Origin of the sequence: Microcoleus sp. B3-A4 (genome assembly GCF_036705385.1) — a bacterium.
Classification (GTDB): domain Bacteria; phylum Cyanobacteriota; class Cyanobacteriia; order Cyanobacteriales; family Microcoleaceae; genus Microcoleus.
In genome coordinates, this window is record NZ_JAUBUI010000006.1 from 156,125 (window position 1) to 171,959 (window position 15,835).

The 15,835-nt window shown below is 43.9% G+C and carries 9 protein-coding genes and 2 pseudogenes; 10 read left to right on the forward strand and 1 reads right to left on the reverse strand.

The features are described 5' to 3' along the window. Positions 1–57: 57 nt before the first annotated feature. Positions 58–1,614, reverse strand: a complete 1,557-nt coding sequence (gene murC / locus QUB33_RS05280; protein ID WP_333348239.1) for a UDP-N-acetylmuramate--L-alanine ligase — start codon at positions 1,612–1,614, stop codon at positions 58–60. A 551-nt stretch (positions 1,615–2,165) separates the two neighbouring features. On the opposite strand from murC, the gene QUB33_RS05285 reads away from it, so the two are divergent. The 10 genes and pseudogenes from QUB33_RS05285 (at position 2,166) to QUB33_RS05335 (ending at position 15,608) form a co-directional block, all read left to right on the forward strand. Continuing rightward, positions 2,166–2,519, forward strand: a complete 354-nt coding sequence (locus QUB33_RS05285; protein WP_333348242.1) for a hypothetical protein — start codon at positions 2,166–2,168, stop codon at positions 2,517–2,519. 57 nt (positions 2,520–2,576) lie between these two features. After that, the gene (gene nadD, locus QUB33_RS05290) at positions 2,577–3,293 is read left to right on the forward strand and encodes a nicotinate (nicotinamide) nucleotide adenylyltransferase (RefSeq protein WP_333348245.1); all 717 of its coding nucleotides are present in this window, start codon (positions 2,577–2,579) and stop codon (positions 3,291–3,293) included. Between the two features lie 190 nt (positions 3,294–3,483). After that, entirely contained in the window at positions 3,484–4,503 is a 1,020-nt protein-coding gene (locus tag QUB33_RS05295; protein ID WP_190656404.1) for a type I glyceraldehyde-3-phosphate dehydrogenase, read from the forward strand. 420 nt (positions 4,504–4,923) lie between these two features. Further along, positions 4,924–5,877 carry a GDP-mannose 4,6-dehydratase gene (locus tag QUB33_RS05300; protein ID WP_333263284.1) on the forward strand — a complete coding sequence of 318 codons (954 nt, stop codon included), beginning with the start codon at positions 4,924–4,926 and terminating at the stop codon, positions 5,875–5,877. Between the two features lie 94 nt (positions 5,878–5,971). Next, positions 5,972–6,067, forward strand: a pseudogene (locus tag QUB33_RS05305) (hypothetical protein); the annotation flags it as partial. 234 nt (positions 6,068–6,301) lie between these two features. After that, positions 6,302–6,538, forward strand: coding sequence for a hypothetical protein (locus QUB33_RS05310; protein ID WP_333348249.1), 237 nt, complete (start codon positions 6,302–6,304; stop codon positions 6,536–6,538). Positions 6,539–6,662: 124 nt separating this feature from the next. Next, positions 6,663–7,181 carry a class I SAM-dependent methyltransferase gene (locus QUB33_RS05315; protein ID WP_333348252.1) on the forward strand — a complete coding sequence of 173 codons (519 nt, stop codon included), beginning with the start codon at positions 6,663–6,665 and terminating at the stop codon, positions 7,179–7,181. A 2-nt stretch (positions 7,182–7,183) separates the two neighbouring features. Then, a complete protein-coding gene (locus QUB33_RS05320) occupies positions 7,184–14,095 on the forward strand; it encodes an FkbM family methyltransferase (protein WP_333348255.1) in 6,912 nt (2,303 codons plus the stop codon). A gap of 453 nt (positions 14,096–14,548) precedes the next feature. After that, positions 14,549–14,987, forward strand: a pseudogene (locus tag QUB33_RS05330) (IS1 family transposase); the annotation flags it as partial. 57 nt (positions 14,988–15,044) lie between these two features. Further along, on the forward strand, positions 15,045–15,608 hold the full coding sequence (locus QUB33_RS05335; RefSeq protein WP_333348258.1) for a helix-turn-helix domain-containing protein: 564 nt from the start codon (positions 15,045–15,047) through the stop codon (positions 15,606–15,608). Positions 15,609–15,835: the final 227 nt, after the last annotated feature.

Here is a 15,835-nt window from a genome sequence, read left to right on the forward strand (position 1 = left end):
AAGTTTCGGCACAACGTGCAACGCCATAATGTCGATCGACTCTACTCAGTTGGCGAGCTAATCGGGGCGATCGGCTTGTTGATAAAAAGCCATAACCTCTGGAATAATCTGATTCAGATTACCAGCGCCCAAAAACAGAGCCAAATCCCCCGCTTGCAGATTTTGGGTTAAAAACTTAGTGACTGACTCCAGGGAAGGCGCAAACTCAACCTGTCGCCCTTCTTTAGCAATCAAATCAGCAACCTGCTGCCCGCTAATCTCTCCTAAATTTGGTTCCCCAGCACTATAAATATCGCAAGCCACAACCAAATCAGCATCCCCAAAAGATTGAGCAAATTGTGGCAAAAATGTCAGAGTCCGGCTGTAACGGTGGGGTTGAAAAATTGCAACCACTCTTCGGGATTTGGGATTTTTTTCGCTACCTTCGATACGCAAGCGAGCGGCCGCCAAGGTAACGCGAATTTCGCTAGGATGGTGGGCGTAGTCGTCCACAAACAGGATGTCATTGTGAAAACCCCGCACCTCAAAACGGCGGCGAGCTCCTTCAAAGCCAGCAATCGCTTTGGCAATCGCCGAAAACTCTAACCCCAACAATCGGCCCACTGCTACCGCAGCTAGTGCATTGCTGAGATTGTGTGTGCCCAGCAACTTCAACTCGATTTCCCCTAGGAAAGTTCCTCGCTCCCAAATCCGTGCCTTGGTGCTTTCTGCTCCGTACTCCACGCCCGAAACCGTGTAGTCAGCACCGCTGTCCGGCTGCAAGCTATAACTGACATGAGGCTGAAGGCAGTCTTTGACGATTTGGTCGTCAATGCAGCCCACCAAGGTTTGACAGTTTTGGGCAAACACCTTAAATGTGTCTATTACTTGGTCCAAAGTATCGTAATGGTCTGGATGATCCAGTTCTACATTCGTCACTATGCCAATTTTGGCAACCAGCTTGACGAGAGAACCGTCCGATTCATCAGCCTCGGCAACTAAGTAGGGGCCTTCTCCCAAACGGGCATTGCCTTCCCAAGCATTTACCTCGCCTCCTACTACGATCGTCGGGTCTAGGCCCGCAGCCATCAGCATGAAGCCGATTAAGCTGCTAGTAGTAGTTTTGCCGTGAGTCCCGGCTACCGCTATGCTTTGGTAATCTTGAATTAAGGCTGCCAACACATCCGATCGATGAAAAATCGGACAGCCTAAATCTAGAGCAGCTCGATATTCAGCATTTGCTGGGTGAATAGCCGTCGAACATACTACTTGAGGCAATCCCGGAATTGCTTGGGCGCTTGAACCGTTGCCGTTCAATTGGAGAGCTTTGGCTGTCGCAACAGAAGTCCCTACCGTACCCGCGACTGCCGAGGATACGGTTTTTTCCTGTTGCCCGCGGTCGGGACTGCTACCGTTGAGGGCCGTTTGAAATAGTTCAAAATTGCTGGCGTCTTGACTCCAAAAAATATGAGCTCCCATTCCTTGCAAGCGCTCGGTTATGTGACTCGATTTAATGTCGGAGCCGTACACAGGCAACTTGCGTTTAGCTAGAATGTAGGCTAGGGCTGACATCCCAATCCCACCAATGCCGATGAAATGAAATGGTCTACCGCTGAAATCAACAGAACTCGGCATCTTCGCTCCTCACACACCACACCACGCCAATAACACGCGATATCATATCAAGAATTGTTTTTTCAGGATACAGTTCGCTAGAGATTTTGTACAAAATTCTCTGCGCGTCCCTAGATTTGCGGGACTTGTAGAGATGTTTGTCTTGTATCCTATATGACTTAGTACCGAGTAGTTTTCCGGAACAGTCACAGCTCGAAAATAGCAGGTAACAGAAAACGCGGTCTGGGGTCTGGCCCAACAGACTAATTTTGGGTGCTTGCATACTCCTGCATTCTTTCTATTTCTATCCGCCTGCTGTGCTCGGATACGGTAGCAAAAGCCCCACAACCTTTCTACCAAGATTGAGGGTAAAACCCATAAGGATTTACAAACACTACCACGTATGACCAAATTTCGCTCCTTTTACAGTCATAAATCTACCTTTACTGTCATTTTCTCGCCCAAGTCAGAGATTGACACGAGCGGAGCTATAGTATATATTTTTACTATATTGTATATATAAGTTATGTAGTTAGTCGGAATAGTCGAATAGCCATTGAGCCAACCAAATCATGGGCTCGATCGAGAAGCCGATGAACCCTCTTGGCAGCCCTAAAAGTTTTTACCACTGCGCTAAAAAATATCTACTGTCAAAACTTTTTGACCCGCCAACCAACGAATGCTCAGGGGGTCGATCGCGCAATCAAAACAAGTTGGGATTAATATTGGCAAGGTTAATCACCGAGTCCCGGAAGCACTCCGACCCTCAGAACCGGGTTTTTGAACTCGGTTCTGAGGGTTTGAACGAATTAAGGGGGTTAACAAAATCGGTTTTAGCGTCCGGGACGATCGTCGAAACTAGGGTCGTCCAAGGGTTTGTCCCCAATGTGAAGCGAGGGTTTTCTAATAAACGAGCTTATGGTTAAAAGTGTATAAACATAAAATTGGCGCGATGTCTGTATTAATCCTGATTTTGGAGAAATATGGGGAAAATAGCGATTTTGGGGGGGACTTTCGATCCGGTTCACTGGGGTCACGTGTTGGTAGCCGAGACGGCTGCGAGTCAATTTGCTCTCGATCGAGTCATTTGGGTACCGGATCGCTCTCCTCCTCACAAGTGGCGCCCGGATTTGGCAAGTTTTGAGCAGCGGCGGGAAATGCTCGCTCTGGCGATCGCCGATCGCCCCGACTTCCTAATTTCGCCGCAGTCGGCAAATCCCTCCGACAGTTCTTTTGCGATCGACACCCTGCTGTATTTGCAAAAATTGTATCCAGGCGATCATCGCTGGTACTGGATTATTGGTAGTGACGCACTCATTACTCTCCCCAAATGGCACCGGTGCTGCGAAATTGCCGGGTTGTGCGACTGGTTGGTGGCCCCACGTCCGACTCAGGGAGATCGAGAGACTGCAGAAAGCGGGGAGGTTGGGGAACTGTCCGAGTGGGGAGATTGTCCTGGTGGAAAACCCCTCGCTTCCGCAGGGGACAGGATGCAGGTTCAGGCAAATGCTGTGGGCCGACGAGTTGCCGAACAAATGGCTCTTTTGGACGTGGAGATTCGCTGGGAGGTGCTGTCCATGCCTGCGATCGAGATTTCGTCGAGCCACATCCGCCGCTGCTGCGCCGAAAGGATCGACCTCCGGTACCTAGTCCCGGAAGTTGTCGGGACTTATATTGCAGCCCATCAGCTTTACCAGTAACCAGCGGCAGAAAGCCTAATGCCTTCGGCCTTGCAATTTCAGCCTTCTAGAAAAGTTCAAGCTTTTTTGATCGACACAAAAAGTTAGAAAGGATCGACCTTTGCGATATGATCTTGTCTCATAAGTCAATTCTTAAATTTTTTCAAAATTTAAGCCTGAGCTAGAGGCTGCCATCGTTAGGAGGTACAAGGTGATTAGAGTCGCGATCAATGGTTTTGGACGTATCGGGCGCAGTTTTGCGCGCTGCTGGCTGGGCAGAGAAAACAGCCAGCTAGAGTTGGTAGCTATTAATGACACTTCCGATCCCAGAAGTAATGCTCACTTGCTGAGATACGATTCCATGATGGGAACGTTGAAGAATGTGGACATCAGTGCGGATGAAAATTCCATTACTCTCAACGGCAAGACAGTTAAATGCGTGAGCGATCGCAACCCGCTAAACTTGCCTTGGAAAGATTGGGGTATTGATCTGATTATTGAATCGACCGGCGTCTTCGTTGACCAAGCTGGTGCATCGAAGCATATCACTGCCGGCGCTAAAAAAGTGCTAATTACCGCTCCCGGCAAGGGTTCTGAAGTTGGCACTTATGTGATGGGAGTCAACCACCACAACTACAAGCACAGTGACTACACAGTCATCAGCAATGCTAGCTGTACTACCAACTGTCTGGCTCCTGTACTGAAAGTGCTGCACGAAAATTTTGGCATCGTCAAAGGCATGATGACCACTACCCACAGCTATACTGGCGACCAGCGCTTGCTGGATGCCAGCCACCGCGACTTGCGGCGGGCGCGGGCTGCAGCAATGAATATTGTGCCGACTTCTACCGGAGCAGCCCAAGCTGTGGCTTTGGTGATTCCGGAATTGAAGGGCAAGTTAAACGGTATCGCCATGCGCGTGCCGACTCCGAATGTGTCGGTAGTTGATTTTGTGGCTCAGGTAGAGAAAAAGACTTTTACCGAGCAAGTAAATCAAGTGTTCAAAGAAGCTGCCTCTGGCTCCATGAAAGGGATTTTGGAGTACAACGATTTGCCTTTAGTTTCATGCGACTATCGCGGAAGTGATGCTTCTTCGATTCTGGATTCCAGCTTGACGCTGGTGATGGATGGCGACATGGTGAAGCTGTTGGCTTGGTACGACAATGAGTGGGGCTACAGTCAGCGGGTTGTGGACTTGGCTGAATTGGTCGCCGAACGTTGGGAAGCCTAGTATCCGAAGGCAGAAGGCTTTAGTCATTCGGCAGAAGGTAAAAAAGGCTAATATTTTGTACTTTTGAGTCGATTTCTAGCTGACTGGTTATTTCTGTTTTCGAGCGGTAGAGACTTTTGGCAGTCGCGATAGTTGGCGAGTACAAAATGAAAGATGGTAGGGGCATGGCAGTGCCGTGTCCCTACGATATCCTTATGCTGCTACTCCCAGCTATCGAAGTTTATGCAATAATACTTCGATCGGGCTTTCGGGTCTGCTGAATGATAAATTTGTTGTGTGTTTGTAGTAAGCGCTTAAAATTGCTGTGGTTAAGTTCTCGGAAAATCCCAAATATTAAAAAAATAAAAATTCCGACTATAAAAGTTAAAAACCTGAAAAAATAGCAACAGCTACGGTAGAGTTTTGGAAGCAAAATGTGGTATGAAAAAAGCGTTAATTAGTGGTATATCAGGTCAGGACGGAGCTTATTTAGCTAAACTGTTACTCGATCGAGGTTATGAAGTTTGCGGCACATCCAGGGACGCCCAAATGTCGAGTTTCGGAAACCTGGCCCGTTTGGGCATTCGAGACAGAGTAAAACTAGAATCCATGTCTCTCAACGATTTTCGTAGCGTTTTGCAAGTGCTTGCCAAAATAGAGCCAGATGAGGTGTACAATCTAGCAGGTCAAAGTTCCGTCGGTCTGTCTTTTGAACAGCCCGTAGAAACCCTCGAAAGCATTGCCACAGGCACATTGAATTTGTTAGAAGCAATTCGGTTTACAGGCGGAAAAATCAAACTTTACAACGCCAGTTCCAGCGAATGTTTTGGGGATACCCGAGGCAATCCAGCCGATGAAAATACGCCTTTTCGCCCCAGAAGTCCTTACGCAGTGGCGAAAGCAACGGCATTTTGGGAAGTAGCGAATTATCGGGAAGCTTACAATTTGTTTGCGTGTTCTGGTATTTTGTTCAATCACGAGTCGTCGCTGCGGCCGGAGAGGTTTGTTACCCAAAAAATAGTATCTGTGGTGTGCCGAATTGCTGCGGGTAGTTCGGAAAAACTGCATTTAGGTAATATTTCAGTGCAGCGGGACTGGGGTTGGGCGCCGGAATATGTGGAGGCTATGTATTTGATGTTACAGCAGGAAGAACCGGACGATTATGTAATTGCAACGGGTGTAAGTTATCCTTTGGAGGAGTTTGTGCAGACAGCGTTTGTTGCTGCAGGTTTGGATTGGCAGGAACATTTAGTAACCGATGCGAGTCTTTACAGACCGACGGAGATTGCAGTTGGGAGGGGAAATCCGGGTAAGGCGAAGCAAAAGTTAGGGTGGGAGGCGAAGTATAAGATGCCCGATGTGGTGCGGATGATGGTGGAAGCGAGGATGGTTTGAGGGAAAAGTATGGGGTGAAAATATGGAGGCATAATCTCCCACGGCTAATGAGTGGTATCATCCTAATCACCGTGATAAAAAAAATCGAGGCGAGTGGATAGCTTATACTAACAAAGGGGTGATTAGTCACGATCGCGATTATGACAAAATGAAGGAAGGTGTCGCTCCAAGCTCATCAAGCTTAGATTAAGTAATTGAGCGTATATTTGAAAGCTAGTTTGTAGAACCTCTGCGCTTTTATCCTGTGAGAATGAGGACATTAAAAGCTCAAGATTGGCAACCTAAGTATGAATTAAGACTGGAGTGTCTGAACGCAGTAACAGTGAAAATGCTTGTTGATTCTAGTCCTGAAGTCAGTTTATCACCAATAAATTATGGAGGGATTTAGGCTGTGCTAAAGCGATAGGATAAATTATATCAAACAATGCAAGTAGTTATATTAACTGGGGGTTTGGGGACAGTTCGTTTGGCTGCGGAGGGGCAAGTGATGGCTTACCGCCACGGCGGTTTCTTTGTCGCGATGGATACTTACTGGGAATATAAGTATTTGAACGAGCTGTGGAATAATGGAGAGATCCTTGGAAGATGTGGGAATGAGGGAGGTAGTAAGAAGGGGCGATCGGTCTATTTTTGGGGTTTGCTACATCAAGTTGCCAAATAAGAGAAATTAGATGGAGGTTAAAGTGCAATTAGAACAACTACATTCTACCCCGCCAGACACAGCAGGTCAAGTCTTAAAGCTACATTTGGGCTGCGGGCCCAGAGTTCTGAAAGGTTGGAGAAATATGGATTTAAATTACCAACCTTATCACCACCACTTGAAGCACTACACAGACAAGTATTATCCAGAAGAGATGCGGGGTGATAGCTCAGATTTCTTGGCTATGGATTTAAGAACCGGTCTCCCCTTTGCTGATAATTCGGTTGAGGTAATTTTCCACGAAGATTTTATTGAACATATCGATCAGAAATCTCAGGTCATTCTCTTAGCAGAAGCTTGGCGAGTGTTGAAAAAAGGAGGAGTACACCGAGTCAATACTCCCAATCTTATTTCATCAATGCGCGATTATTCAGACTTTACAAAAGGAATCAAAGGGGTATATATTGGTGAATGGGAAACTCACCAGCACTTAAATGTTTTAACTCCGTGTTTGCTACAAGAGTTGGCTTTAATGGTTGGTTATTCAAAAGTGCTATTCAATGGTAGAAATCAAAGTCTATCTCCTTTAGTTCCTCTTGAATACCGTCCCGATCCCAATGACAGACCTGAAAACGGAAATATTTTTGCCGACCTAGTGAAATAGTTATGAAGATATACATTTTACCTATTGACAGTCGATTTCAGCCTGGCTCTGCACGGATAGTCCATCCTGCTCATAACAGCGACTACGGTGTAGAGCAAGATTTTTTCCAATATCTTCACAGTAATCCTCACCTTGTCACAGACAATCCCAACGAAGCCGACTGGCATTATTTACCAGTTTATTGGACAAGATATTACATCAATCATCATTTTGAAAAAACTGATTTGTCTGATCTTCAACTATCAGTTAATCTTTCGATATTGTCTGACAGCAAAACATTTACAATCTGTCAATATGATGATGGGCCTTTGGTAAATTTAGGAGCAACAATAAATTTTCTATCCTCTCGCAGAACAGAAACGGGTGTAGATATTCCTTTACTTTGCTCATTGCATAGAATTCCTGAAGTTAAACCATCGAAAAAGTACCTAAGTACCTTTATTGGTCTTCTTCCCAATCACAGTATCCGACAAGAGATGTTTGATACCATCAAATATCGAAACGATCTGTGTATGGCTAGTGGCAGCACAGAATTATTTGTCGAGAAAACTCTAGAGTCTTATGTTGCACTCTGCCCTAGAGGATATGGGGGTAGCTCTTTTCGGTTTTTTGAAGCAATGCAACTGGGGGTAGCACCCTTAATGCTTAGTGATATCGACACAAGACCGTTTAAGGAGTTTATCAATTGGCACGAAATTAGTTTATTTACTAGCTCGGCAACCAATTTAAATAGTCTGCTAGATTCTTTAAATACATCTGAACTCTTAGAAATGGGTCAAAGAGCAGAAAAAATTTATCAAGAAAAGTTATGTTATCAGAAATGGTGCAAATATATTTTGGAATATTTGGCATCACTCAGAACCTATGCGGGAAGCACTAATATGGTTTCATTTTTAGATAAAATCGACCGACACGCAAAAGAGGCGGAAGCAGTGTGGGGACTAGCTTACCCATTATTTGGCAAAGCTATAGCCAATAAAAACCTAAAAATCGGGGTAGAAATAGGAGTGGCTTTTGGAGGTCATTCAGAATCTCTTCTGCAACATACATCTGTAGAAAAATTATATGGAGTAGACCCCTACCTTCACATGGAAGGTTACGAAGACCCAATGAATCTTCCTCAAGAAGAATTTGATGCCCTGTACAATTACATTCAGCAAAGATTTACTGTTTTCGGCGAAAGATACCAGCACATCCGCAAATTATCGAGAGAAGCTATTAATGAAATAGTTGGAGAGGTCGATTTTGTTTACATCGATGCCGATCATTCATACAAAGGTGTTTGGGACGATCTTTGCATTTGGTATCCTAAAGTTAAAATAGGCGGTATTATTGGCGGACACGATTACGAGCATCCTGCTTTTCCGGGGGTAAAACAAGCTATTGATGAGTTCTTCACACCGTTAAACTTCCAAGTTCACGCGGAAGGGGAAGGCGTTTGGTGGGTAGAAAAGCAATCGGTGAATATCAGTCAAGAAATTCCCGGTTGGCAGGAAAACGCCTACAATCTGTTTTGCACAATCGTTGAAAACAAAAAGTTAAATACAGGAACACCAACAGGACAAGCTTTCGATGTCGCCTACATTGACGAACTTTCCTATCAAGGTTTGTGGAACCAGCTATGCAACTGGTACGGCAAAGTTAAAAGCGGTGCTGTTATTGGCGGATGTGGCTACGACCGTGCAGATTTTCCCGGCATAAAGCAGGCTGTTGATGAGTTTTTTAGAAGATTTCAAAGTCAAGTTCATACCCCAGGAGAAAGTGTCTGGTGGGTAGAAAAGCAACCCACTAATATTAGCTTTTTTATCCCTGCTTACAACTGCGAAGAAACTATCGAAGAGTCCGTTGATTCGATATTAAATGGAAATTGTGAACAGGGGGATGAGTTAATTATTGTTAATGACTGCTCTACGGATAATACGGAAGGCATACTGGAAAAACTCAAAATTAAGTATCCATTTATCAATATTTTCCGTCACGAAACTAACAAAGGGGGCGGAGCAGCGAGAAATACTGCCGTCCAAAATGCCAGGCATCCTTTGCTGTTCTGCTTGGATTCAGATAATATTTTAGTTCCAGGAAGTATCCCAAAATTAAAAGAGTTTTTAGTGAATTCCGGTGCAGATGTAGCTGCATTCCAAGAAATTCATTTCTTTGAAGGATCCCAGGAAAATATTATTAATAAATGGATTTATCAAGACCAAATTACTTTAGCGGACTTTTTCTCGCGGCACGACGTGCCGGGAGCGAGCGGCAACTATCTGTTTACCAAAGAAAGCTGGCTGAGAGGGGGAGGTTATTCTGAATCTTCCGGGGCGCTAGACACTCACACATTTGGTTTCCGGCAGTTAGCGACGGGTTCTAAAATGTTGACGCTCCCGAATACTTATTATTGCCATCGGCAAGGCATTGAATCTTATTTGGTCAGATTTTCAAAAAGTAATAACTGGTCGTTAATTTTGACAGACATCATCGCTCCTTTTGCTCATCTGATTGCTGATGCAGATTGGCAATATATGTGCGGTGAAGGTAAAGATAATTGGTACGGAAATATAAATCAACGTCCTATTTCTTTAAGGACGGGAATAGAGAGTAAGCCCGCAGTAGAAGCACAGCCAGAAATAGTAGAGCCACAACCGATGATTATACCGTACTGGATTCAAGACCATATTAGTTCAACGAGTTCTCATCTGTTGCCGGGAGAAAGCCAAGTAGTTGCCCAATACATTAAATCAGGGGATATCGTTTTCGATTTGGGTGCTAATATCGGTGAATGGGCAAAAGAGGTTTTGACACGACACCAAGATGTAGCAGAAATGCACATTTTTGAACCTTTGGCTCATGTTCATAAAAATTTGGTAGATAGCTTAAGGGGAGAAAATAATGTAAAAATCCTAGCCCAAAATATGGCTGCGGGGAGTCGAGAAGAAATTAAGACTTTTTATCAGTACGACGATCATTCCACCTTGAGTACGTTTTATCGTAGTTGTTGGATGGAGAGTCAAGGTTGGATTCAGCCTCCCCAAAAGTGTACGGTTTTCACTACAACTGTTGATCGTTACTGTCAGCGTTTGGGTATCAAGCGGATTAATTTTCTAAAAATTGATGTTGAAGGCGCAGAATTAGATGTATTGTACGGTGCAAGCGATTTACTGAAATATGGCCAAATCGATTACATTCAATTTGAATACGGTACAACTTATCGCGAGGCCAATATCACTTTAAAAGAAGTGTGTGAGTATCTGCAAAAGTATCGGTACTCGATTTTTAAGATTTTGCCACAGGGCTTACAATACAGACCTAATTTTCAGCCCGAATATGAAGTTTTTGAATGGAGCAACTTCTTAGCAGTCAACGAGCGCTTCCGAGCTAATGTGTTGGGAGAACCTCCTAGACTTTTGGATGTACCGCAACTTTGCAACCAGCATTCAATTACTCCTAAAGGCATTATTCATGTAGGTGCTCATGAAGGTACGGAAGTGGGATATTACCAAGCAATTGGAGCGCAAAAGATACTCTTTGTAGAGGCTAATCCCGCTGTTTTTGAACGCTTGCAAGCTAATTTAGCTGGGTACCAGAACGCGCAAGCGGTGAATTGCGCGATTAGTGATCGCAACGGTACTATTAATTTGCACGTTACTTCTTACGATCAAAGCAGTTCAATTTTGCCGCTGAAGCATCATCAGGATATCTATCCCGATATCGTGGAAACACATCAAGTAACAGTGCCTTCAAAAACTCTGGATACGCTGCTGCAAGAATTGGACTTAAACCCGGCTGACTTTAATATCTTAAACATCGATATTCAAGGTGCAGAACTTTTGGCTTTGCAAGGAGCAACCAATTGGCTGCAATATGTAGATGCGATTAATACGGAAGTTAATTACCAAGAACTCTATGAAGGTTGCGCGCTCGTTCATGATTTAGATGAGTTTTTAGACAGGCACGGTTTCGAGCGGGTAGCTACCACAACTCCCCACCCATCTTGGGGCGATGGTTTTTATGTGAAAAAGCCGCTCGTTACTATGTCTATCCTTAGTAGGGCGCGGTTTGGCAATCAAATATTTTTGTATGCGATGCTTAAAATTCATGAACAACAGCAAAATATTCGGGTGGAGACGTCACAGTGGATCGGACAATATTTGTTCGGACACAGTGAGCCACCTATTTCTAAAAGGTTGCCTGTCGTTCATGATTCGGGATTGGGAATAATTAATGCAGAAGCACCTTTGGGCAATGTAGAATTTGGCGGCCCAACCTATCAGATACCCACTAAGTATTACGCGCCACACAAAGAGTTATTTCGATCGCTCTTCCAACCAATGCCAGAAGTAGAAGCGAAGGTAGCAGCAGCAGTCAGCAGCCTCCGACAACGCGGAAAAACTATTGTTGGCTTGCATTTGCGGCGCGGCGATTACTGGGGGCCTTATGCCGAATTTATGTTTATTGCTCCCAATAGTTGCTACAAAAAATGGTTGCAGGGGTTGTGGGAAACTTTGGAAGAGCCGGTACTGTTTATTGCCAGCGATGAACTTGAAGAGGTTGTAGATGATTTTGCCGATTATTACCCGGTAACTGTCAAAGATTTGGGTGTAGAAATGCCAGAGGCTCCTTTCTATCCAGACTTTTATATATTGAGCCAGTGCGATGTTTTGGCTATTTCAAACAGTACCTTTTCTGTGGCAGCATCAATGCTAAATGAACGGTGCAAGTTTTTCTTCCGCCCTCACTTGCCGTCGAAAAAATTAATTCCTTTCGATCCTTGGGATAGCGAACCGCTATACTGGCACGGATCGGGAACTTGGGAAGAAGATGAAAGCGGGTACGGTTTAGTGACAGCTAATCAATATTTAGAAAACGAATCAAATCCCCTGCAACTGAAAATTGCGGCTGTTGTGGATGTTGCACCGGCTTACCCTGAAGCTTTGGAATGGCTGCAGGCATTTAATATAGATTCGCCCGCGCTCGGTAAAGTAGATAAGAGTAAAATTTTGATGTCGGGTTGGGTTTTGGGCAAGAAGGATCGAGCTGTGGCAGTTGAGTTTATTTATAATGGCGAAACTGTCTGTACAACCCCCGTTGGCGGGTATCGATCGGATGTAGCCAGTGCTTTTCCAGGAGTACCCCTAGCAGCACGTAGCGCTTACAAAGCTCAGCTGGAAATTTCAGGGAAGCAGGGGGAATCTCAGGTGTTAATCCAAGCAGTTTTAGCCGATGAAACTCGCGTCAAGTTAGGACTGGTTCGATTGCAGGAAGTGGTATATCATTTCCCTCTCGGCAATCAGAAACAAAAGTACCGGATGAAATGGTTTTTTGCAATTAATGAAGCTAGTCCTGGTTTTGAAATTTATTCGCAAATGATTAAAGTAGCAGTTTATACTGCTCTACAAAATACTTCGCTAGAACCATATTGCATTTATGATGGCGCAGACAATGAATTAACAGATTGGCTGCAAAAGAATGGTGTTAAGATTATTTACTACAGAACACCTCATTATGAGAAACTGCAAACTCAATATCCTTGGTGTTCAACCGTAGCTTGCGGTGCATTTTTGAGAATTGAAATTCCCACAATTGTAGAAATTTACAATATCCCGGATGAGTATGTTTTTTATACTGACTGCGATGTCATGTTTTTTGGCGATGTGGTGGATTATTTGCAGGGTATAACCTGTGAATATTTTGCTGCCGCCCCCGAGCACGAACCCACCAACTGGGAATACTTAAATAGTGGTGTGCTGTACATGAATGTCAAAAATCTTCAAAAAATCCAGAAAGAATTTGACGATTTTATTGACGGAAACATGGATCAAATATTACAGCTAGCTTATGACCAAGGAGCCTATAACTTATTTTTCAAAGACAAGTGGGATAGGTTGGATATCCAGCTAAATTGGAAATCCTACTGGGATTTTAGTCCGGAAGCAAAAATTATCCATTTTCACGGGCCAAAACCCACTCAAGCAGAAGAGATCAGGAGTAAAACAGCACCTGCGAGTTCTCTGCTGTTTGGTAATGGTTTTTATTGGCTAAACACGGAAATTTGGCAATTCACTTACGAAAAAATTGAAGAGCTAGATGCAGGAATTTTGGTCAAAACAGCAGAAGACGAACAGTTCGATCATCAGGTAGAGGAGACTCGCGAAGAATTAGCGCAATCTCAGACAAAAATTCACCAAAATGCAGGGGGATTTGAGCAATTTACAACTAAACTGCAACAAGTTCAAGAAGAACTGCAACCAATTAAAGAAGAACTTGAACTCAGGCAGATTCAATACCACAAAACTCAGGAAGAACTCGAACAAACTAAGTCTCAGCTAATCGAAGTTAAGACTCAACTGCAAGAGATGGAGGGTGCTGCTGCTCCGTTAAATCAACTAGCAGAGTTGTATTTGGTTCAAGGAAAGTTAGAAGATGCGATCGCAGTTTGCGAGCAAGTATTAAAGATTAAACCCAAATTTGCTCCGGCGTACAAGACTTTGGGTAATGTCTTGCAAGCTCAGGGTAAACTGGATGAGGCAAAGAGTTGGTACATTCGCGCTCTGGAAGTTCAACCTGATTTTGCTCAAGCTTTAGCCAACCTGGGGACTATTCACGCACAGCAGCAACAGTGGCAAGAGGCGATCGCCTGTTACCAAAAGGCGATCGCGGTTCAACCGAATTTTGCTGGTGTTTACCGCAACTTGGCTAAGGTTTTTTCGCAAATTGGCAAGCCAGATGAAGCTGTCGAGTGTTGTTATGCAGCCGTGATTTTGGAACCCAAAACAACGGCAGAGGAATACTTTAACCTTGGCCATACTCTGTTACAGCAAGGTAAGCAGGAGCGGGCGATCTTGTGTTACCGCAGGGCGGTTTATTTAAACCCAAATTTTTCTGAGGCTCATGACAAGTTAGACGAACTGGTGGCGATGTGAGAGTACGATCGCTCTTACTCACTCAAACAATCATTAAACATTTCCATTGAACTCGAGCAAAGCCTATCTTAAATTAACGCCCAATTAGCTGATGTACTCGCAAATAATTGAATTTTAGCCAGCAATTATAGCAACCGCCTTGGCGGTTATGGCATAAACTGTAAGTAGTCCCAATTGCCGTGCGATCGCAAAACCCATCTTCAAACCCTACAGCTATGACCTCGGTCAGAAGGTAATCCAAGCCATCAAGCTTGATGGCTTGAAGATTAGTGGATCTTGTGTTCTATTCAGTATTAGTCGCAACACCCGACCGCTTATGGTTTTCGAGGCAAGCCGAAACTTGAGACTTTCAAGCCTTACTTGGGCGGGCCTCCCGGTAATGGTCATAAAATTACTGCAGGGGGAAAAAATTCGGGCGTTGCTGAGTTAGAGTATGAATAGGAGGGATAATTTATGCACTGCCCAGAATGTAAATCAACCCATATCCGTAAAAACGGCAAGAAGAAAGGAAAACAAAATCACATTTGTGTCCAATGTGGTCGTCAATTCATTAATCAGTATGAACCCCATCGAGGTTATAGCGAGAGCATCAAACGTGATTGCCTAAAAATGTACGTCAATGGTATGGGTTTACGGGCGATAGAACGAGTTAAGGGAGTTCATCATACCACGGTAATCAATTGGGTAAAACAAGTTGGAAAACTGTTACCAGATGTTTATGACCCTGAAGTGATTCCAGAAGTTGGTGAACTCGATGAATTACAAACTTATGTAAAAAAAAACAGACAAAATCTGGTTGTCGACAGCGGTTGACCACTTTCAACCAGGAATTTTAGGATGGGTATTAGGAGATCATAGTTCTAAGACGTTTGAATCGTTGTGGAACAGGGTAATACCATTTTTTTAAAGATGTGATAGACTTGTGTAAAAAGTAAAGGAGAGAATTACAATGTCTGGTCGTCCTCATATAAAGATTACTGAATCTGGAGAAAATTTGCGAGAAATACTCAAAAAACAAAAAAGAATCCTAGCTTATAATAAAGTCCAAATGCTTTATTTATTTCAGTCAAAACAAGTAGAAACTGTGCGGGAAGTATCCGCAGTTTTAGGTAAAAGTGAGGCAACGATTCATCGCTGGCTCTCCCAATATAGAAAGGGCGGTCTGGAAAATTTGTTAAAAAATAGGCAGGTTTTCGGTCGCCCAAAAAAGTTCTCAGTTGAAATAGCACCGACCTTGCAACAAGAGTTGAGAGATCCCGAAGGATTTAAGAGTTATAAAGAAGTTCATCTTTGGCTATTGTTGATTAAAGGAATAGCCAGTAGTTACCCGGCTGTATATTCTTTAGTTAGAGGGGAATTAAAAAGTAAATTAAAAATTCCAAGACCTCGCAGTATTTCTCAGAAATCTACGGCAATTAATGAATTTAAAAATAACTTGCAGCAACAGATAAAAGCTTTACTAGACAAAGCTTTACCTCAAGTAAACAAATATAAAAAAGTTACTTATTGGTGAGCGTGATGAAACGCGGCTAGGGCTGCATACAATAAAGTCGGCGCAAGCTGACGCTTTCAGGCGTAAAGCCCATGGGGAAGCATCAATGGAAATTTGAGTTTTTTTGGCTGTATGGGGCAGTATCAATCCCTACTGGAAAGAGTTTTTTTTCTGGGGGGGTGACAAAGAGGTCTAGGAGATAGACCGAATAAGGGTTGCAGCCCGCATACCTTGTTGATAAAAGCGAC